Raw genomic sequence first — 19,318 nt, 5'->3', positions numbered from 1 at the left:
GGCAAGTTTTTAGGAGACGGAGTAAATATCTTTACTCCGTCGCGATCGACTGTTACCAAAAATCTTGGTTTTTGAATGTCTATTAGTCCTTGCCTTTTAACCCAAAGAGGGCGAATCCACCCATCAGTAAAACTCCTGCGCCTGCTACCCACATCAAAGGTGACGATCCTTGAGCAGGCTGCGTTTCTGCTGGCGATGTAGCGGCCGATGCTTGCGTTTCTGCTGGCGATGTAGCGGGTGATGCTTGCGTTTCTACTTGCGATGTAGCGGGTGATGCCTGGGTTTGGGCCTGCGGTTTACCTCGCAATGCCTCCGAGTACAAAAACGTTGCCCCCTGCATCACAATCTGATTTCCCGGAACTAAATTGCCTTCTTTAATTTCCACCACATCTCCAGAGTCGCTACCAATCTGAACTGAGATTGGTTTGTAGGTTGTTCCTTCCTGGATGTAGACGAGCTTTTGCCCATTGGCATCAACTAAGCTGGTGCTGGGAACTTTGAGAATACCTCCATCGGTTGTAGGGGCAATTGCCTCTGTCTTAATTCCCAATGCGGTTGCTTTACTGGCATCAACTTCGATCGGCTGCATAATCTTCGCCGCATCGCCACCTGCAAACTCGTTGTCATGCCCAACGTGTGCCAGCACCGGGGCCGAAGCCGTGCACAAAACTAATCCCAAAACAAAACTAGACCCGTAACGGACGATCGATAATGAACTTGAATTTAAAGATTTCGATAGCATGGAAATTTCCTCCTCACATTTAGCGAACGGGGGTGATGAAGACAGCCACTCCTCTCAAGAGCAATCTATTCCTTACTTCAGAGTTGTGAACCTTCTCCCGCTAGGATGTCAGGGGGAAATAAAAATTTGATGAAAATTTGAGGCGAAGTCTAAAATTAGAGACCTCTAAGCTGTTGCGGCCTTTAAATTGTATGTCAAAAAAAATCAAAGTCTTGTGGGGAGTATGGTTGGGCGTCCCGCCCGCCCTGAATATACAATTCAAATGCGCGACAGCTTATACCATTGCTCACTAACATGAGGTGCAAAGAGGGCATAGGAAGCGCCCACACCTCACTTCTTTGAGAAACGCTCTATTCCCCAAAGATTACAGCCACATTATTGCGAAATAAATCTAACAACAACCGCCGCCGTTATAATGCCAAGTCGAATCAGTAATCAACACCTTATCCGGCATTAATCCCCCCAACTTTCCAGCAGTTTTATCGCAGACAGCCGCCGGAACTCCCCGCTGCAAAACGTGACCCGCCCCGTCATCAAACAGCTCTTCAGACCCCGTATAAATCGCCGTCTTGCCAGTGAAAATGCAAGCTCCGTCATCCGGTACATCCACTTTGAAAGACACCGAATCTAGGCTTTCTAACAGCAAATCTGCATCCAATTGATAATTGTGTTTATCCAGCAATCGGTAAGGACGGCGCGCCCGCACTTCGACTTGCCCAAAACCAACGTCTACAAGGTGTTGAACGTATTCTGCGTATGTCAAAGCGCCGGACAAACACAAGGCCCGCAAGCGTTGGTCTTCCTTCAAATGCTGCGGAATGGGCCGAGTTGCGATCGGATCGCTCATCAACAATCTGCCACCCGGTTTTAACACTCGATAAGTCTCTTTTAATGCTTTAGCTAAATCCGCTGGTTCAAAGATATTAAACAAGCAGTTTTGGGCCACAACATCTACAGAAGCATCCGGCACCGGCAACGCAAAAGCATCGCCTTCACAAATTTCTACAAAACTCGGATCAAACCAATCATTTTCGTGAGCGGCTATTTGCAAGTTTCGTGCAGCCGCCTCTCGCATTGCTGGAACCGGATCGACGGCAATAACCGCTCCTTTGTGTCTAGAAAAATATGCAAATTGTAGTGCTTCCAAGCCGCCGCCTACACCTACATAAAGCACGAAGGGATTGCCGACGAGTTCGGCGGCGTGAACGGTTGTGCCGCAGCCGTAATTCATTTCTTGCATTTGTTGGGGAATTTTTAATCCTGGCAATTGCAAGGGGCTACTTTGGACGCAGCAAAGTCCGATTTGGGGTGTTTCGGCAACATCGCTGTAGAATTTGGCGGCTGTTTCGAGGTAGGTCATTTTTTAGTGTGCTAATTTTTGATTTTTGACCGCAGATGGAGCACGGGCGAGACGCCCATGCCACGAATCCCAGAAAGTTTTTGTTAGGTGGAAAATTCGACTTTTTGTTCGGATTTTGGCTGATTTTCGGGTTCGGAAACTGTTGGTTCGGGAGGGGCTAATTCGCTGGTTGGCTGGCTAGCAGTTTCAGCGGCAACTGGTGGCGTTGGCGGTACAAGATTGGGAGACTGTTCTGGTATCGCGGGAGCGACTACTTTTGGTACTGGAGCTTTTTCTGTTATTTCTGGCAGAGTTGGTGGCTCTGAAGGATTAGCAGGTTGGGGTTCTTGATGCAAGAAGTTGCGGAACCGATTGTAGTATCCTTTATATTCCTGTTTTTTGGTTTGGGGAGATGCTGTTGGGGTCGGTTCGATTATTTTAACGGGTACAACAACTTTCGGGGTTTCTAACTGTGGAGTTGCTGTCGGTGTCGGTTCTATTACTTGAACTGGTTCTACAATTTTCGGTGCTTCGAGTTGGGGGGTTGCTGTTGGTGTTGGTTCTATTGCTTGAATTGGTTCTACAATTTTCGGCGCTTCGAGTTGGGGGGTTGCTGTCGGTGTCGGTTCTATTACTTGAATGGGAGCAATTTCGGGAGCGACTGTTGGCTGTAAGCTTGGTTGGGTAACAGGGGTTTCTGGAACCGCTGGTGAGGGTTGGACAACTGGTGTTTTTTCTAATGCAGGTGTCGGTGTCGGTTCGGGGGTTGGGGTTGGTGTGGGTGCGGGGGCTTGGTAGGTGGGATCGACTATACCGCGACTTTCTGCTGCTGTTAGTTCGCCCCGCACTAATTTTGAAAGAGGCTCTTGGCCGAGCGGTTGGAAATTTATCAGTCTGACTGTATTATTAAAGGCGTTTTTGACGATATTTCCCCGTTCGTCAATTAATTCTAGCTGTACCCAGTTTTTCCCTGGTTTGAATCCTTTAAGATATATAGGTTGCCACTGGTCGATCGCAAAGCTTTGGCCGTTGACTGTGGCTCGAATTTTCCAATCGAGTATTTCATCTTGGGAATTTTCTTGCGCCACTTCGTGCGGAGGGGCATTTGTCAAGTAAAAGTCGAGCAGGATGGGTTCTGCCCCGTAGCTGCCTTGGGGGCTGTTGTACGTTAATAGGGGCAATGTTCGATCGGGATTATTGTCGTCTGTTTTGGTAAAAACGTGAAAGGTGGTTTGAGCCACGGCACCTTGGTTTTTAAAGCTTTCTTCCCAAGGGCGAGCGGCAAACACTTGCAGGGTATGGGTTCCGGGTTCTAAATTCGACAGCGTTAAAGGTTGGTTGATGTCGTAAACTGCTGCATAAGGTTGGTTGTCTAATAAAACTTGTAGATGGGGGCCCAAACCCAAGTTTGCCTCTTTGAACATGGGCAAGTCCTTCACTTGGAACTCAACAGACACATTTATATCCTGAAGCACTTCGTCAGGTTTTGGATTCAAAATACTAATTTGAGGCTGGTAGATGTCTAGAGCCTGACGCAGTTGTTGAATGGCTTCTGGGGGAGAAACCTCTGAGATTCTGTTTACTGGGGCGGTAGCTGAGCCGCTCTTGTTCCCTGATTTGGGCAATTCGGGATGGCCCGCCCCACAACTTGCTAAACCCAAAATTAATAATGCTACTGCGAACAATGCCAGCAGCCTGCCCGCAACCGTTCTGTGCCAATTGATCCCAATCACGCAACCATACTCCTAGAAGCCTTCTCATAGGGAACTATAGCCCAAAAATGAATTTAGTATTGGGGAATTGCCGGCTTTGGAATTCCCAAGTCGCGTAGGAACCCGGATTGAGGCAGCAGCGGGCAACCCATCCTCTCCCACTCTTAATTGCCGCAGCCTTTTTCCAAAACATATAGCGGTTCTCAAGCGTGGTGAGGTATGGGGGCTTTGTCCTAGGCCTAGGCCTATGCCCACGGAGGCCTATGCCCTATGCCCGCGAGAGCACCTCATGTTACTGAGAAAGGCTATATATCTAGAAATGAGTATTCCTAAATTACCTTATCTTTGAGTTTTGTAAAGTTAATGGCAGTACCCCTTGACTTTTTAGAGCGACTGTGGGATTTAAAGGCGTTATTACATCAAGAATAGAGGCTTTTTTAAGTATTGTTAACAAGCGATTAATACTCCTCTAGCAAGCTTATAATTCATAAAACTCCCTCAAAAGGAGCAGCCGTATCAAGTCAGAATCAAGGAGGCGATCGGCGGCTCCAGATAGCGAGAAGAGTTGGCAGTACCCAGTCACATTGTTAGCGACACTGGGAAACTGGCTTCTTCACAGAAGCAAAATGCTTGGGGAGACGATGCACCTGCGTCTAGCTCTGCAAAGAGTAAAGTGCAGTGAAGTGTCGGCTTTTTCGAGAATCCCCCGCCTAATCAAGCGTGGGGAGTGTCCGGTACAGTGTTCAGTTCTCGTTCCTTGTCTTACCGAGAGGAGAGTCTTCATGACCATTAGTCCTCCAGAGCGAGAGGTAAAAGCTAGGGTAGTAGTCGATAAAAATCCGGTTCCAACTTCTTTCGAGAAGTGGTCAAAACCCGGTCATTTTGATCGCACTCTAGCTAAGGGGCCAAAAACCACCACTTGGATTTGGAACCTCCACGCTAACGCTCACGACTTTGACAGTCATACAAGTGACTTAGAAGACGTTTCGCGCAAAATCTTTAGCGCTCACTTCGGCCACTTGGCAGTAATCTTCGTATGGTTGAGTGGCGCATATTTCCACGGCGCTAAATTTTCCAATTACGAAGCTTGGCTGACAAATCCTACAGCCATCAAGCCCAGCGCTCAAGTGGTCTGGCCGATTTTTGGTCAAGAAATTTTAAATGCAGATGTAGGCGGCGGCTTTCACGGGATTCAGATCACCTCTGGTCTATTCCAACTGTGGCGCGCCAACGGCATCACTAACTCATACCAGCTATATTGCACTGCGATCGGCGCCCTGGTAATGGCAGCTTTGATGCTGTTTGCCGGTTGGTTCCACTATCACGTCCGCGCTCCGAAACTGGAATGGTTCCAGAACGTGGAATCGATGATGAACCACCACTTGGCAGTTTTGTTAGGCTGCGGGTGCTTGGGCTTCGCAGGACAACAAATTCACGTTGCTCTGCCGATCAATGCTTGCATGGACGCGATCGATGCAGGTGCACCGCTGACAGTCGGCGGTAAGCTGATCAAAACAGTTGCCGACATCCCCCTGCCGCACGAGTGGATTTTGACACCGGGCTTGATGGCTGACATCTACCCGAGTTTCGCTAAAGGTTTAACCCCCTTCTTCACCCTCAACTGGGGCGCATATACAGACTTCCTGACCTTCAAAGGCGGTCTGAACCCCACCACAGGCGGTTTGTGGCTGACTGATACAGCACACCACCACTTAGCTTTGGCAGTGCTATTCATCGTCGCTGGTCATATGTACCGGACGAACTGGGGCATCGGCCACAGCATGAAAGAAATCCTAGAGAACCACAAAGGCCCCTTCACTGGTGAAGGTCACAAAGGTCTCTACGAAATCCTGACTAATTCTTGGCACGCGCAACTGTCGATTAACTTGGCACTGATGGGCTCTTTGAGCATCATCGTCGCCCAACACATGTACGCGATGCCTCCGTATCCGTACATCGCGACCGACTACCCGACTCAGCTATCCCTGTTCACCCACCACATGTGGATTGGCGGATTCCTGATTGTTGGAGCAGCCGCTCACGGAGCAATCTTCATGGTTCGGGATTACGATCCCGCTGGAAATGTCAACAACTTGTTGGATCGCGTGATCCGTCATAGAGATGCGATCATTTCCCACCTGAACTGGGTTTGTATATTCTTGGGCTTCCACAGCTTCGGTTTGTACGTTCACAACGACACAATGCGGGCTTTCGGTCGTCCTCAAGATTTGTTCTCGGATACCGGGATTCAGTTGCGTCCGATATTTGCCCAGTGGGTGCAAAACATCCACGCTTTGGCTCCGGGCACAACAGCGCCTAATGCTACGGAAATCGTTAGCCACGCTTTTGGCGGCGGTGCAGTAGTAGTCGCCGGCAAAGTAGCGATGATGCCGATCGAGTTGGGTACGGCGGATTTCATGATCCACCACATCCACGCTTTCACCATTCACGTTACAGTCCTGATTCTCTTGAAGGGCGTGTTGTTTGCACGCAGTTCTCGCTTGGTTCCTGACAAAGGCAACTTGGGCTTCCGGTTCCCTTGCGACGGCCCCGGCCGTGGCGGCACCTGCCAAGTTTCTGGTTGGGATCACGTGTTCCTAGGCTTGTTCTGGATGTACAACTGCATCTCGATCGTGATTTTCCACTTTAGCTGGAAAATGCAGTCGGACGTGTGGGGAACAGTATCGCCAGACGGCACAATTTCTCACATTACCGGCGGCAACTTCGCACAAAGTTCGATCACGATTAACGGCTGGCTGCGGGACTTCCTTTGGGCGCAAGCTTCTCAGGTGATTCAGTCCTACGGTTCGGCACTGTCGGCCTACGGTCTGATGTTCCTAGCTGGACACTTCGTCTTCGCCTTCAGCTTGATGTTCCTGTTCAGCGGCCGCGGCTACTGGCAAGAACTAATTGAGTCGATTGTTTGGGCTCACAACAAGCTCAAGGTAGCTCCGTCGATTCAGCCTCGCGCTCTGAGCATTATTCAGGGTCGGGCTGTGGGTGTAGCTCACTACCTCCTAGGAGGAATTGTCACTACGTGGGCATTTTTCCTAGCGCGAATCATTTCGGTAGGGTAAACTACCCCTAGGTTTTGGATTCTCGATTTGGGAGGAATCTCAAATCGAGAATCCAAACTCCGAACCGAATCCCTTCAATTTTGTTCAGGATTCAGGATTAATCAAGGCTTATGGCAACGAAATTTCCAAAATTTAGCCAAGACCTTGCCCAAGACCCGACCACACGGCGGATCTGGTACGGGATTGCCACAGCACACGACTTTGAAAGCCACGATGGCATGACCGAAGAAAATCTTTACCAAAAGATTTTTGCTTCTCACTTCGGCCACGTAGCAATCATTTTCTTGTGGACATCGGGCAGCCTGTTCCACGTAGCATGGCAAGGTAACTTTGAACAGTGGATTAAAGACCCTCTAAACGTCCGCCCGATCGCTCACGCGATTTGGGACCCGCAATTCGGCGCTCCAGCAGTAGAAGCTTTCACTCAAGGCGGCGCTTCTAACCCGGTGGATATCTCTTACTCTGGTGTCTACCATTGGTGGTTCACCCAAGGGATTCGGACAAACGCCGACCTGTATCAAGGAGCTATCTTCTTGCTACTACTGGCGGCTGTCTTCCTGTTCGCAGGTTGGTTGCACCTCCAGCCCAAGTACCGCCCCAGCTTGTCTTGGTTCAAAAATGCTGAATCTCGCCTCAACCACCACTTGGCTGGTTTGTTCGGTGTCAGCTCTTTGGCTTGGACTGGTCACATGGTTCACGTTGCTATCCCCGAATCTCGCGGACAGCACGTAGGTTGGGACAACTTCTTGTCTACTCCGCCTCACCCGGCCGGTTTGGCTCCGTTCTTCAGTGGTAACTGGGGCGTATACGCCGAGAATCCAGATGCAGCAAACCATGTCTTCGGTACTTCCGAAGGCGCTGGAACCGCAATTCTGACTTTCTTGGGTGGCTTCCACCCTCAAACAGAATCCCTGTGGCTGACAGACATCGCTCACCACCACTTGGCGATCGCAGTTCTGTTTATCGTTGCCGGTCATATGTACCGGACTAACTTCGGTATCGGTCACAGCATCAAAGAGATGTTGGATTCTAAGGCTGGTTTGGTCGGCGGCAAGAGTGAAGGACAGTTCAACTTGCCTCACCAAGGCTTGTATGAAACCTACAACAACTCGCTGCACTTCCAACTGGCATTTCACCTCGCTGCTTTGGGCGTAATTACCTCCTTGGTAGCACAGCATATGTACGCGATGCCTCCCTACGCTTTCATAGGTAAGGACTTCACGACTCAGGCTGCGCTTTACACCCACCACCAGTACATTGCTGGATTCATCATGGTCGGCGCTTTCGCCCACGGAGCTATCTTCTTGGTGCGGGACTACGATCCTGAAGCAAACAAAGGCAACGTGCTCGATCGCGTGTTGCAGCACAAAGAAGCGATTATCTCTCACTTGAGCTGGGTGTCGCTGTTCTTGGGCTTCCACACTCTCGGCTTGTACGTTCACAATGACGTTGTAGTTGCTTTCGGAACTCCTGAAAAGCAAATCTTGATTGAACCAGTGTTCGCACAGTTCATCCAAGCTGCTCACGGAAAAGCTCTCTACGGCATGGACGTGCTGTTGTCTAACCCTGACAGCATTGCTTCTACCGCTTGGCCGAACTACGGCAACGTATGGCTCCCAGGCTGGTTGGACGCGATTAACAGCGGTACTAATTCTCTGTTCTTGGCGATCGGACCTGGCGATTTCTTGGTTCACCACGCGATCGCACTAGGCTTGCACACCACCACCTTGATCTTGGTCAAGGGCGCTCTGGATGCACGCGGTTCTAAGCTGATGCCGGACAAAAAAGACTTCGGTTATGCTTTCCCTTGCGACGGCCCCGGCCGTGGCGGTACTTGCGACATCTCTGCTTGGGACGCGATGTACCTGTCTGTATTCTGGATGTTGAACACCCTAGCTTGGGTAACGTTCTACTGGCACTGGAAGCACCTGGGCATCTGGCAAGGTAACGTGGCTCAGTTCAATGAGTCTTCTACCTACCTGATGGGCTGGTTCCGCGATTACCTCTGGCTGTACTCTTCTCAGTTGATCAACGGTTACAACCCGTATGGTACTAACAACTTGTCAGTCTGGGCTTGGATGTTCTTATTCGGACACCTTGTTTGGGCAACTGGTTTCATGTTCCTGATCTCTTGGAGAGGTTACTGGCAAGAGTTGATCGAGACTTTGGTTTGGGCTCACGAGCGCACTCCTTTGGCTAACTTGGTTCGCTGGAAAGACAAGCCTGTTGCTTTGTCGATCGTCCAAGGTCGTTTGGTTGGCTTAGTTCACTTTACTGTGGGCAACGTCCTCACTTACGCGGCCTTTGTAATTGCCTCGACAGCCGGGAAATTCGGGTAACTCTGAACTCTGGTTTCTAGGTAATTAACTAAAATCCCCCGCCTTCTAGCGGGGGATTTTTTTTATATTTGTGTCAATTACCGCCTATGCAACAGTGGTATAAAGAAGATATGCCATTATATATTCATGTTGATATTATCGTGTCTCAATTATTCAACCGCATCCCTGGACGAACCTATTTATTACTAGCAATCCTCATTTTTGCTGCCTCTAACTCTGTCATTCGCAAACTGACCGATTTAGGAGCGCAGAACCCGATAGACGGCAGAAATTTGATTTCACTTTGTAATGTTTTATTTGTAGGGAATCTCTGCGCGTTAGCAGTTTTATTCCTGGTTTATCGCCAGCAATGTACAGTGCAAAATTTCCGATCGATTCCCAGTAAAACATGGTGGGGGTTGATGGGAATTTCTTTGCTATCTGGGGCATTGGCTCCAGCCTTAACTTTTATGGCATTGGATTTAACCGCTGTCAATAATGTGGTACTGATTGGACGCATTGAGCCGCCTCTGATTTTAGCGCTGTCCATTCTAATTTTGGGCGATCGCGTCAATCTTTGGGTGATTGCGGGGGCGATGGTTTCGTTTGTCGGTGTTGCACTGACTATTGTATTGCAAGCCCCGACTACCGATATGATGGGCATGGGCGGATTGACGATCGGCAGAGGCGAATTCATGGCAGCATCCGGGGCGATCGCGTTAGCCATTTCGACGATTATTAGTAAAGTCACGCTCAAACAAATTCCGTTAGGATTGTTCTCTATTATCAGAACAACACTGGGAACAGTTGTTTTCTTTATTGTCGTTTTAATCTTATATACTCCCACCCACTTTATCGATGTTTTTGCGCCCTTCCTCTGGCAGTGGATGCTCGTCTATGGTGCGATTATTGTTGTTGGCGGACAACTGTGCTGGTTTACCGGACTAAAAACGACGGGCGCTGCCGATGTATCCCTCGCCAGTTCGTTTAGTCCCATCGCGGGGATTTTAGCCGCCTATTTGATTTTATCGGAAACGCCCACAACAGCTCAATACATCGGCGGCAGCATCATTTTAATCGGGATCGTTCTCAATCAAATTGGCGTTTTTCGCAAGCAAACCCAACCCACCCCTCAACCTCCTGTAAGTCCGGCAAAAGAGATGGATATGGAGGTGGGATTCAAAGGGATTTAATGGTGAATACCCAGCCTTAGTTAAGGGGCGATCGAGTCAAAACTTAAAAGGGATTGGAACATACTACAGATTCTTAGTTACAATAAGTAACCCTAGAAGTTGATATTCGCAATAGTCCGATTAATGTTCGTCAGCGGGAGAATGCTAAGCGGTTGGCTGAGTCTGTCAAGCGGGAATAAAAGTGCGATCTATCCTCTAAACCTCATTTTGGGTAATAATAGAAAAAAGCCTGAGTTTTCAACATGGTTCAACTGTCTTCTGACTGGAATAATGAGGCTTATGTGTCTCTGCATCTGGTTCAGACAATGCTGGAAATGGCGGATTTGCCTCGCAAGAGTAGTTATTCTCACTGGATTCCAGAGTTTAAGGTTAAAATACCTAAGCTGACTGCCAATGGTCAGATAGTTTGGACTCAAAAAGAAGTTGATTTCTTAGTAGAAGACTTGAGTAGGTATATTAACTTTTTGGTTGAAATTAAGACGGCTAAAACTAGACTTGATGCGGAAGCTCGCCTTCAATTAGAAACGTATCTGAAATATTCTAATACAAGATTTGGGATACTGATTGACCCATTTTCAGTGGAGATTTACGAATATACACAAGGGTTCGCGACTCTAAAGTGTAAGGACAATATAGAAAACCCAGAACAAATTCAACCAGTAGCAAATTTCGTTAGAAGTTTTTTGGATACAGTTAAAATGCGTACAATTGCAATTCATACATCCAAAGGCGGGGTTGGTAAAACTACTTTAGTTGTCAACATTGCCTATGAGCTGGCAAAATTAGGTAACAGAGTTTTAGTTATTGACTTAGACGATCAAGCTCATGCAAGCCTATCCTTGGGAGTCAACAAAGCTGACGAATTTGACAAAGCTTCAACCTTAGAAGAATTTGACAAAGTTTTGGATTCTTTTCAGGATAGAAAAGAAGTTATAGAGTTTTTGAAAGACTATGACACCAAAAGTTTTAACTACAAAGAATATATACAGATTTCCCCAATTAATCAAATTTTCCGTAAAACAAAGAGTTTTGGGAAAATAGATGTTTTACCCAGTAGCTACAAAACTACAGATGTTGCTCTGGCCAACTTGGGCGGTATTCGTGAAAAGCGGCTAGATAAGGCTTTGCGACAATCCGGTATAGCTAATGATTACGATTATGTAGTTATTGATACACCGCCAAGCGCTACTACAATTGCTAGTAATGGACTCTATGCAGCTCAATATGTGGTGATACCATCCCAGATGGAATATCTTTCAGTCTATGGCATCAGAACTCCAATCGGACGAGCTAGAGAAGTTCAAGATGAAATGGGAAAGCGGGGAGCTATTCTGGGAATTGTACCAATGATGACAGAAAAAAATGTGAAAATTCATACTACAATTAAGCAGTCAGTAGAGAAAAGATTTCAGGGGATCACGATTCTGCCAGAAATAAAGAGAGCTACTGCTGTTGGTCAAGCATCTCAAGCTCGTCAGCCTATTTCTTTGTTTGCTGAACATAATAAAGGAGCAGCCGAAGTTGCAAAGCAATTCTCCGCCTTAACCCAAGAAATAGTGCTAAGAATCAATCAGATTGAAAGTTCAGTAGGAATGTAGAAATGGTAAAATTTTATAAAGGGATTGAGAGTCAGCCTAGCCTTGTGGTTTTAAATCAGATAGAGGTTTCTCAAGAAAAATCGGGAACTTCAAAGTCTGATTTAAAAAAAGTTTCCGAAAGCTTGAAGGTGTGGGAATTTAACTTAGCCCTGCCAATCGTTTGTATTACTGATGAGGAAGACAAATACCACTTGCTAACTGGGCTACCAATCTATGAAGCAGCAGTTGAAGCAGAGCTTGAGCGAATTTGGGTATTTCTAATTGCAGCCAAACAACCAGAAGTAGAATCAGCGATTGAACAAGCTGTTTTGCAGTCAAAGCTGAATCAAAGAGTGGTTGAGCCTCAAGACGTTACAGATTTCTTGGATTTTATTAACAATCCAAAATCTGACCTTACCTCAATCCCTGGAGTTAAAGATGGATACGCAAAGCTGATCCGCGATAAGCGTGTTTACAGTTCTCTGGAAGATATGCAGAAAAAACTAGGTGCTAAGCGGGGCTTAAATTGGCTAAGAGCATACAAGCAATCAAAAAGCTAAGCTCGCCAGTTCTTGAAGTTTTGAGAAGTGCGATCGCCCCAAACCTCACTTCACCAAAATGGCGATCGCCCTCATCGCCTCAAATCTCCCCTTTCACCTGCATCTGATGCACCTTGTCAGCCAACTCTTGCAGGCGCTTTTCGTCCAACTCGTCAATCGCCAGCATCCCGACATAGATGATTTCCTTCAGCGTTAGTCGGGTTGCTAGCGCCTTTTTCTGCACAAGTTCCTTAATTATGGGGCTGACTCCAATGGCGGTACTGGCTCTAGTCACAAAACTAACCGGAGATTAACAACTTTGACTAAATCTTAGCACCTTTAAGCTGAGCTTTTAGCTGCGATGCAAAATGCTTAAGCGCGTCTTGACAAGACGAAATACAATGGTTTATCGTCGAAATGTGGAAAGGCCGATCGACCTATTCCTCAATAATCTCCACCAAGTCCTCAATCATCACATCAAATGCCCGCGCTAACTTGTACAGGGCGGTAAAGTCAACCATTGATATTTCTGAACGACGAGCATAGCTGGTTATGGTGCTATAGATCACGCCCGATCGCTCCGCCACCTCCTTGAATGTCCAGCCCCTCTCGGCCGCTAGCTCTCGCACTTTAACTCTGACTAAACCCATGCTTGACAAATAATGCAGTTGCGTTTTAAGATAATTGCATCTGAAAAAGCGATCGCCCTCCGGCGTAGAAAACTAAAGGCCGATCGACCTATTCTTCCAAAACCTCAACCAAATCCTCAATCATCACATCAAAAGTCCGAGCTAACTTCAGCAGCAAAGTAAAGTCAACCGTTGTCAGCCCTGGACAGCGAGCATAATGCTTGACCGTGTTGTATACCACCCCAGAACGTTCTGAAACTTCCTTGAATGTCCAACCTTTCTCTGCTGCTAGTTCTCTGACTTTAATTCTGACTAAACCCATGCTTGACAATTCAGGCAATTGCGTAGTGTTTTTGTAAAAATAGATTATTTGACCAAGAATACTTAGCGGCGATCGGCTACTCCTCTAAAATCTCCACCAAATCCTCAATCATAATATCGAAAATGCGAGCCAGCCTGTGCAAGTAGGCAAAATTAACGGTTGTCATGCCTTGACATTGGGCGTAGTTTCTAATGGTGCTGTAACCAACACCCGATCGATCTGAAACTTCCTTAAGTGTCCAGCCGTTCTGGTCTGCAAACTCCCGAATCCGCAACCTCACCAAGCCTTTGCTCATACTTACTTGACAAATGACAATCTGCTGTCGTTTAATATTAGATATCTGAAAAAGCGATCGCCTCACGTCTGGACAACTAAGGGCGATCGCCTTCAAAAATTAAATAGACAGTTACTAGCTGTCTACAAGCCATGATAGCATCATCCCAGCTAAAATCAAGCACCCTCACCTGCTCAAAAATTCTCCACAAATCGCCAATCCTGCATCCGCTGGCGAGATTCGTTACCGAAGAAACAGTCGCACTCCTGTTCAATATCGCAGCAGACGAGATTTATCGCATCGAATGCTGTCGCTACATGGTGTACGTGCACGCCAAAGGCATCAGCCGCTTTGTCAGCTACGCCGATTTTCCCCCTATTTTAGAGGTAAAGCCGATCGCACCTCAAGATTTTGGCAGATGGTACAAACGCTGGAAAAGCAAGCAAGCACCAGCATTTTGGACGAAATTCTACACCCACAAGTTCAAAAAAGCTGTTTCAGTTGACAGCTTGCTAGAGTGGGGCAAATTGGTAGCTACTGTTAAATCGGTCATTTCTGGGGCCGCGCTGCAACAGCTACGAGATGTCTATGCCCAAGAAAAAGATTTGATGGAGAAATTTTAAAGTGCGATCGCCCCGACAAGCAATTGCGAGAATGGGGCAAGGAAAAATTAAAATAAATGGCTAAGTGAGAAAATGGAGGTAGAAAATGGACAATCACCAGGTCTAGAAAAATTCGCGAGTTAAAAGCTCAGATTACCCGTGAGGGCTTTATTTATTTGCCAAAACGCGGAAAAGGCAGCCATGAGAGATGGCAGCATCCTTTGATTGGCAAGACATTAACAATTCCAGGCAAAGACGGAGATGATGTGCCACGCTATGAGAGAGAAGCAGTTGTCAATATTGTTAGCCGAACTCGACGAGTTAAAGGAGGAAGATTCATGAATCGATACAGTATGATCGTCCAATGGTCTGACGAGGATCAACTTTTCCTCGTGACGATTCCAGAGTTTGCCGATCGCGTTGTCATGCCCTGTACCCACGGCCAAACCCGCGAAGAAGCAATCCGACATGGCGAAGAAGTGATCGAAATGTATCTGGAAGCTTGGCAGGAAGAAGGTGAATTCATCCCCCCACCCAACATTCTTCAAATCGCTTAGAAGACTTCATCTTCAATTCCCAGCCACCATTCGCCGAGATTCATTAAATCTTTGTGAAGGTCAGTAAGTTCTGTCATATACTCTTCAGCAGAAATCTCCGATCGCCTTTCTTGCAATTTTTTCAGCCGCAGTTGCACCAACAGCCAAGGTTTGGAAATCCCGTCCTTTGCTTCGATATATTTGGCTAGATCTTTGCTGTCCATAATTATTGGTTATTTGTTATTGGTTAGATCGTTTCCGGTTGTATGGGAATGATTAAACCGCAGAGAACGCAGAGAACGCAGAGAAATCAGAGGAAAAGAAGAGAGAGAGGAATAATTATGATGCCAAGTAGCTTAATATTATAGGACTTTTGAAACGGCTTAAAAAAGCTCTAATTTTTCCCAGTCGGTGTCAACCGACTTGAGCTTTGAGCCAGGGGTTTCAACCCCTGGCGGACTGGCGGACTAACGGATTGGCGGACTTGGAAGCTAAGATGTCTCCCGCAAACATCTTTTACCTATAATCCGAAGTCTGAATATTCTTGAGCTTCGCCGCATATTTCATGCCGTATTCCGGGCGACAGAAGCGATCGATCTGAGACTCAAAGAAAGCCCGATTTGCCTTCAAATGCTTGGGATTCGGGTCATCTAAAGGATACAAAAGAGCAGTCCGCAAAGCTTGAATCACCGCCGAAGTAACGCAGTACATCGATCGCTGAAATGTCACCCCAATTTGATTGAGGATATCATCTTCGCCGCGACAGCGCTGTTTGTAGAAATCCATCAAATACGGCGGCAGGAAATGCAGCATATCTTGTGCTAGCAAAGTCGGCGGAATCCCTGCCGTACCTACGGGGAATTTGTCTGCATAAAGCACTCCGAAGTGGAAGTCTTTTTGGTCGTCAGGAACTTCTCTAGCTTGAGCGTTGTAAGATTTGGTGCCTCGGAACGGCGAAGTGCGATAAAATACAGCTTCCACGTAAGGTAACGCTGCTTCGTAAAGCCAAGTGAAACCTTTAGATTTGGGGATAATTTCGTACTTCTCGCCGTCGATGTAAACGTGGTGGTAAATCGGGCGTCCGGCGATCGCAAATATGCCATTTACTAGGAAATCCATAGCCTGCGGGACTGTGGTAACTTTCCCTTCGTCGTACAAGTCGGAAACCTCAAAAAACACCGGCGCCATGACTTCCCAGAATAAACCGAGATTGCTGTAATAAGACATTTGGCGGCATTGTTCTAAAAACATTTCGGGAAATGCTTTGTGAAGTGCCAGCATGAACGGGTCTTTTTTGAAGTAAGCTTTAATTGCCCGATCGGCATTAGCCTTATATTCGTCACTGTCCAAATAAGGATCGAATTGATTGGTGGGCACGTACAAGCCCCGGTGCCAAAGCATTGACCTCATGCACTCTTCCGCAAATTCCATGTTAATGCGATCGTGCCACAAATGGTGAAACAGCCGCGGGAGTTTACCAGTTTCACCCTTCTCCATGAACTCCAAAAGTTCCGGGTGAACACTTCCAGTCCCGCGCCAAATCCGCAAATCTGCACCGTCGCCTGCATAGTGATTTTGCAAGTCTAAATACTCCTGGGGCAAGAAGTATTTAAAGAAAGGAAGCGGCTGTAAAAATACTCGTTCGGCGATATAAAGCAAATCCCGCCAGTAAAAGTCCATCGGCACTGCGTAAGCTTTCCAGATAGCGATGATTTGCATCAGATTTTCCGGCGTATCTGGAATCATTGCGCCGCCCGCTTCTAGCCTGTGAATTATTTCGGCAAATTCGTGTTTGGAAGGAGGTAGTTTAGTTGCTGGTTTATTAGGGGTTTGTACCATTGTTTCTTCCTTTGTTTGAGTGAAATTGAATATTTATCTACTTCCAGCCTCTGCCTATTGGTGAGAACTTAACGTAAAACCGATAGTCCAGAAGTCCGGCAGGGGTTTCAACCCCTGCCTCAAAGCGAAAGTCCTCGCTATCAGGACTAGAAAACTCATTAGTCCTCATAGCGAGGACTTTCGCTATAAGCCCCGTGGAATTCATTCCCTGGCGGACTTCGTTTGTGTAGATGCGATTTCAATCGCTGACTTTTCCCCAGGATAGCTAATAGCAACTTGGGTATTTCTGTCAGCAGGCAGAGTAGCAACGATCGCATTTGTAGTAGATTCGCTCCACTTGAGCAGCCAAGCAGGTTGAATTCCCAATACAAAAATGATGCCCGCCAAAACCAGCGCCGGCATATTTTCCGCAAAGGTAACTGGAGGGTAGTAAGCCGTGGCATTGTCCAACTTCCCAAAACAGGTGCGGTTGAGCAGAATCACAAAGTAAACTGCTGTTAAACCCGAAGCTAAAATGCAGAGTAAAGTTGGAATTGGAAAGATCGAGAAACTGCCTTGAAACACTAAAAATTCGGCAATAAAACCTACCAAACCGGGAATTCCGGCGCTTGCCATACCGCCCAAAACTAACAGGGAACTGGCAGTGGGTAAACCCCGCATCGGGTTCATCAAACCGTTGAGCACGTCCAAATCCCGCGTGCCAACTTTGGTTTCGATGATGCCTACCAAATAAAACAGCAAAGCTAAAATCAAGCCGTGGCTTACCATTTGCCCCACAGCGCCGATTAATGCCAGCTTCGTACCCGCGGCGCAGGCAACTAGGATGTAACCCATATGTCCGATCGAACTATAGGCTACCATGCGCTTGATGTCTTTTTGGGCGATCGCGCTCAAAGCACCGTACATCACGCTCACAGTCCCGATAATCGCTAAAGCGGGAGCTATAATCGACCAAGTTTCGGGAAACATCTGCAAGCCGAACCGCACTAAACCGTAAGTTCCCAACTTCGCCAGAATCCCTCCCAGCAGAATTGCTGTTGCAGGCGAAGCTTCGACGTAGGCATCCGGCAGCCAAGTGTGCAGCGGCACCAAGGGAATTTTAATTCCCAACCCAATTAGCAAAATTGTTAGCAGGATTAACTGCAAATTTCTCGGCAATTCTTGAGTGGTAATCGCACTGTAATCGAAATTTAAAGAACCGCTCAGCCAAGCCACACCCAAAAATGCTGCCAGCACTAAAAGTCCCGAAACTGCCGTGTAGATCAAAAACTTCATGGCAGCGTATTCCCGCTGCTTTCCGCCCCAAATCGCAATCAACAGGTAAAAAGGAATTAATTCTAGTTCGTAAAACAGTACAAACAGCAGCAAATTTTGAGACATCAAAGCTCCCGCCACACCCGCATTGATTAGCAAAATCAAAGCGTAGTAAAGCTGGGGGCGCTCCATCTTTTCGCCAGTGCCATAAATGACTAATAGCGTCAGCAAAGCACTTAAAACCAGCAGTGGCAAGGACAAGCCGTCAATGCCCAAGTTGTAGCTCAAACCTAATTGCGGAATCCAAGGCCAATATTCTTGAAATTGCAGTCCTGAATTTGTCGTGTCGAATTGAGTAAGCAGCCAGATATTTAACAGGAAAATAGCTGCAGCAAAAGCTGAGGCTACTGAACGTAGCCGCATCGTATTCATGTTTCCGGGCAGGAACCCGACTACCGCAGCGCCCAACGCGGGCAACCAGAGCAAGGCACTAAGCATAATCTGTGAAGAGTGAAGAGTAAATTATCAATTTTGTACCCTGTTGCGATTGATAATTTGAGGGTTTAGATGTTAACTTTTACCTCAATTATCAATCTAAAATTGCATCATGACTCAACAAGAATATTGACTTTTCCCGTGTCTAAATCGTAGTATCCACCGACAACTTTCAGTTTATTCTCCGCAATTAACTTAGAGATAACTGGAGATGCTTTCAACCTTTGAGCTTGCAGCACCACATTGGCTTTTGAGGCATTTTCTAGCTTGTCGCCCGCTTGGTTTTTCGAGCTTTCGACAGCAGGCTTAATTGCGTCGAGCAAACTGCCAATTTGACCGGGAACTTGAGCTCCTTTGATGGTTGCGTCTACCGCACCGCACCTTTTGTGCCCGATTACCACAAGCACTTTTGCTCCCAATACCAGCGTGCCAAATTCCAGGCTGCCAACTTCTTCTGGAGTAGCAACATTTCCGGCCACGCGACAGACAAATAAATCTCCCAATCCTTGATCGAAGATAATCTCGGAAGGAAAGCGAGAATCTGCACAGCCGAGAATAGCAGCAAAGGGTTTTTGAGCTTTGGCAACTTCGACGAGGCGGGGTAAGTCTTGGTTGGGACTTTGGCGTTTTCTCTCAACAAATCGCTGGTTTCCGTCCATTAACTGTTTCAGAGCTGCATCGGGAGTCAAGTCATTTTGAGCAATTGCTGGTTCGGGTGCAGCCAAATCAGCGCCTGCTCGTGCTGCGAGTATTCCTGTACCAATGGCTCCTGCGACAAATTTGAGGGAATTGCGGCGGGAAAGATTGAAGTGTCTGTTGTTTGAGGTCATTTATGCTGCCTTATTTGAACGAGTGGGAAATCTTTGTTCA

Annotated in this window: 18 protein-coding genes; 7 read left to right on the top strand and 11 right to left on the bottom strand. The window is 47.1% G+C overall.

Annotation, left to right across the window (positions count from 1 at the left end):
* Positions 1 to 82 precede the first annotated feature (82 nt).
* The 3 genes from QUB11_RS21120 to QUB11_RS21110 form a co-directional block, all read right to left on the bottom strand.
* Positions 83 to 742, bottom strand: a complete 660-nt coding sequence (locus tag QUB11_RS21120; RefSeq protein ID WP_333199443.1) for a hypothetical protein — start codon at positions 740 to 742, stop codon at positions 83 to 85.
* Positions 743 to 1,133: 391 nt separating this feature from the next.
* On the bottom strand, positions 1,134 to 2,102 hold the full coding sequence (gene arsM / locus QUB11_RS21115; protein ID WP_333199441.1) for an arsenosugar biosynthesis arsenite methyltransferase ArsM: 969 nt from the start codon (positions 2,100 to 2,102) through the stop codon (positions 1,134 to 1,136).
* 83 nt (positions 2,103 to 2,185) lie between these two features.
* Positions 2,186 to 3,814, bottom strand: a complete 1,629-nt coding sequence (locus QUB11_RS21110) for a hypothetical protein (protein WP_333199439.1) — start codon at positions 3,812 to 3,814, stop codon at positions 2,186 to 2,188.
* A 761-nt stretch (positions 3,815 to 4,575) separates the two neighbouring features.
* On the opposite strand from QUB11_RS21110, the gene psaA reads away from it, so the two are divergent.
* The 5 genes from psaA to QUB11_RS21085 all read left to right on the top strand — a co-directional run bounded on the left by psaA (position 4,576) and on the right by QUB11_RS21085 (position 12,518).
* A complete protein-coding gene (psaA, locus tag QUB11_RS21105; protein ID WP_333199437.1) occupies positions 4,576 to 6,870 on the top strand; it encodes a photosystem I core protein PsaA in 2,295 nt (764 codons plus the stop codon).
* A 110-nt stretch (positions 6,871 to 6,980) separates the two neighbouring features.
* A complete protein-coding gene (gene psaB / locus QUB11_RS21100) occupies positions 6,981 to 9,209 on the top strand; it encodes a photosystem I core protein PsaB (RefSeq protein ID WP_333103716.1) in 2,229 nt (742 codons plus the stop codon).
* A gap of 86 nt (positions 9,210 to 9,295) precedes the next feature.
* Positions 9,296 to 10,381 (top strand): DMT family transporter, encoded by a 1,086-nt coding sequence (locus QUB11_RS21095; protein ID WP_333199435.1) that lies wholly within the window; start codon positions 9,296 to 9,298, stop codon positions 10,379 to 10,381.
* A gap of 242 nt (positions 10,382 to 10,623) precedes the next feature.
* Positions 10,624 to 11,979 carry an AAA family ATPase gene (locus tag QUB11_RS21090; protein ID WP_333199433.1) on the top strand — a complete coding sequence of 452 codons (1,356 nt, stop codon included), beginning with the start codon at positions 10,624 to 10,626 and terminating at the stop codon, positions 11,977 to 11,979.
* A gap of 2 nt (positions 11,980 to 11,981) precedes the next feature.
* On the top strand, positions 11,982 to 12,518 hold the full coding sequence (locus QUB11_RS21085) for a hypothetical protein (RefSeq protein ID WP_333199431.1): 537 nt from the start codon (positions 11,982 to 11,984) through the stop codon (positions 12,516 to 12,518).
* Positions 12,519 to 12,597: 79 nt separating this feature from the next.
* Here the strand turns inward: QUB11_RS21085 and QUB11_RS21080 are convergent, their stop codons facing one another.
* The 4 genes from QUB11_RS21080 to QUB11_RS21065 form a co-directional block, all read right to left on the bottom strand.
* Positions 12,598 to 12,792 (bottom strand): hypothetical protein, encoded by a 195-nt coding sequence (locus tag QUB11_RS21080; RefSeq protein WP_333055355.1) that lies wholly within the window; start codon positions 12,790 to 12,792, stop codon positions 12,598 to 12,600.
* A gap of 142 nt (positions 12,793 to 12,934) precedes the next feature.
* Positions 12,935 to 13,147 carry a helix-turn-helix domain-containing protein gene (locus QUB11_RS21075; RefSeq protein ID WP_006631308.1) on the bottom strand — a complete coding sequence of 71 codons (213 nt, stop codon included), beginning with the start codon at positions 13,145 to 13,147 and terminating at the stop codon, positions 12,935 to 12,937.
* An 88-nt stretch (positions 13,148 to 13,235) separates the two neighbouring features.
* On the bottom strand, positions 13,236 to 13,448 hold the full coding sequence (locus QUB11_RS21070; protein WP_006631306.1) for a helix-turn-helix domain-containing protein: 213 nt from the start codon (positions 13,446 to 13,448) through the stop codon (positions 13,236 to 13,238).
* 76 nt (positions 13,449 to 13,524) lie between these two features.
* Positions 13,525 to 13,743, bottom strand: a complete 219-nt coding sequence (locus QUB11_RS21065) for a helix-turn-helix transcriptional regulator (RefSeq protein WP_333158825.1) — start codon at positions 13,741 to 13,743, stop codon at positions 13,525 to 13,527.
* Positions 13,744 to 13,874: 131 nt separating this feature from the next.
* On the opposite strand from QUB11_RS21065, the gene QUB11_RS21060 reads away from it, so the two are divergent.
* Positions 13,875 to 14,345: a hypothetical protein gene (locus tag QUB11_RS21060; RefSeq protein WP_333199429.1), complete on the top strand. Its 471-nt coding sequence runs from the start codon at positions 13,875 to 13,877 to the stop codon at positions 14,343 to 14,345.
* 317 nt (positions 14,346 to 14,662) lie between these two features.
* Positions 14,663 to 14,881, top strand: a complete 219-nt coding sequence (locus QUB11_RS21055; RefSeq protein ID WP_333199638.1) for a type II toxin-antitoxin system HicB family antitoxin — start codon at positions 14,663 to 14,665, stop codon at positions 14,879 to 14,881.
* Here QUB11_RS21055 and QUB11_RS21050 read toward each other — a convergent pair.
* The 4 genes from QUB11_RS21050 to QUB11_RS21035 form a co-directional block, all read right to left on the bottom strand.
* Positions 14,878 to 15,084: a hypothetical protein gene (locus tag QUB11_RS21050; RefSeq protein ID WP_172190588.1), complete on the bottom strand. Its 207-nt coding sequence runs from the start codon at positions 15,082 to 15,084 to the stop codon at positions 14,878 to 14,880. The genes QUB11_RS21055 and QUB11_RS21050 overlap by 4 nt on opposite strands.
* Before the next feature lie 292 nt (positions 15,085 to 15,376).
* A complete protein-coding gene (locus QUB11_RS21045) occupies positions 15,377 to 16,699 on the bottom strand; it encodes a CO2 hydration protein (RefSeq protein ID WP_333199427.1) in 1,323 nt (440 codons plus the stop codon).
* Between the two features lie 201 nt (positions 16,700 to 16,900).
* The gene (locus QUB11_RS21040) at positions 16,901 to 18,451 is read right to left on the bottom strand and encodes an NADH-quinone oxidoreductase subunit M (protein ID WP_333199425.1); all 1,551 of its coding nucleotides are present in this window, start codon (positions 18,449 to 18,451) and stop codon (positions 16,901 to 16,903) included.
* A 107-nt stretch (positions 18,452 to 18,558) separates the two neighbouring features.
* The gene (locus QUB11_RS21035; protein WP_333199423.1) at positions 18,559 to 19,278 is read right to left on the bottom strand and encodes a carbonic anhydrase; all 720 of its coding nucleotides are present in this window, start codon (positions 19,276 to 19,278) and stop codon (positions 18,559 to 18,561) included.
* Between the last annotated feature and the right edge of the window lie 40 nt (positions 19,279 to 19,318).

The sequence above is a fragment of the Microcoleus sp. B6-A1 genome, from assembly GCF_036705085.1.
GTDB lineage: Bacteria > Cyanobacteriota > Cyanobacteriia > Cyanobacteriales > Microcoleaceae > Microcoleus.
This window is presented reverse-complemented; position numbering and strand designations above follow the sequence as displayed.

Excerpts from the sequence above, each read along its gene's own strand:
- QUB11_RS21075 (WP_006631308.1), bottom strand. The coding sequence starts at position 13,147 with ATGGGTTTAGTCAGAGTTAAAGTGCGAGAGCTAGCGGCCGAGAGGGGC.
- QUB11_RS21060 (WP_333199429.1), top strand. The coding sequence starts at position 13,875 with ATGATAGCATCATCCCAGCTAAAATCAAGCACCCTCACCTGCTCAAAA.
- QUB11_RS21120 (WP_333199443.1), bottom strand. The coding sequence starts at position 742 with ATGCTATCGAAATCTTTAAATTCAAGTTCATTATCGATCGTCCGTTAC.
- psaB (WP_333103716.1), top strand. The coding sequence starts at position 6,981 with ATGGCAACGAAATTTCCAAAATTTAGCCAAGACCTTGCCCAAGACCCG.
- QUB11_RS21045 (WP_333199427.1), bottom strand. The coding sequence starts at position 16,699 with ATGGTACAAACCCCTAATAAACCAGCAACTAAACTACCTCCTTCCAAA.
- QUB11_RS21085 (WP_333199431.1), top strand. The coding sequence starts at position 11,982 with ATGGTAAAATTTTATAAAGGGATTGAGAGTCAGCCTAGCCTTGTGGTT.
- QUB11_RS21070 (WP_006631306.1), bottom strand. The coding sequence starts at position 13,448 with ATGGGTTTAGTCAGAATTAAAGTCAGAGAACTAGCAGCAGAGAAAGGT.
- psaA (WP_333199437.1), top strand. The coding sequence starts at position 4,576 with ATGACCATTAGTCCTCCAGAGCGAGAGGTAAAAGCTAGGGTAGTAGTC.
- QUB11_RS21095 (WP_333199435.1), top strand. The coding sequence starts at position 9,296 with ATGCAACAGTGGTATAAAGAAGATATGCCATTATATATTCATGTTGAT.
- QUB11_RS21055 (WP_333199638.1), top strand. The coding sequence starts at position 14,663 with ATGAATCGATACAGTATGATCGTCCAATGGTCTGACGAGGATCAACTT.
- QUB11_RS21035 (WP_333199423.1), bottom strand. The coding sequence starts at position 19,278 with ATGACCTCAAACAACAGACACTTCAATCTTTCCCGCCGCAATTCCCTC.
- QUB11_RS21040 (WP_333199425.1), bottom strand. The coding sequence starts at position 18,451 with ATGCTTAGTGCCTTGCTCTGGTTGCCCGCGTTGGGCGCTGCGGTAGTC.
- QUB11_RS21065 (WP_333158825.1), bottom strand. The coding sequence starts at position 13,743 with ATGAGCAAAGGCTTGGTGAGGTTGCGGATTCGGGAGTTTGCAGACCAG.
- QUB11_RS21050 (WP_172190588.1), bottom strand. The coding sequence starts at position 15,084 with ATGGACAGCAAAGATCTAGCCAAATATATCGAAGCAAAGGACGGGATT.
- QUB11_RS21090 (WP_333199433.1), top strand. The coding sequence starts at position 10,624 with ATGGTTCAACTGTCTTCTGACTGGAATAATGAGGCTTATGTGTCTCTG.
- arsM (WP_333199441.1), bottom strand. The coding sequence starts at position 2,102 with ATGACCTACCTCGAAACAGCCGCCAAATTCTACAGCGATGTTGCCGAA.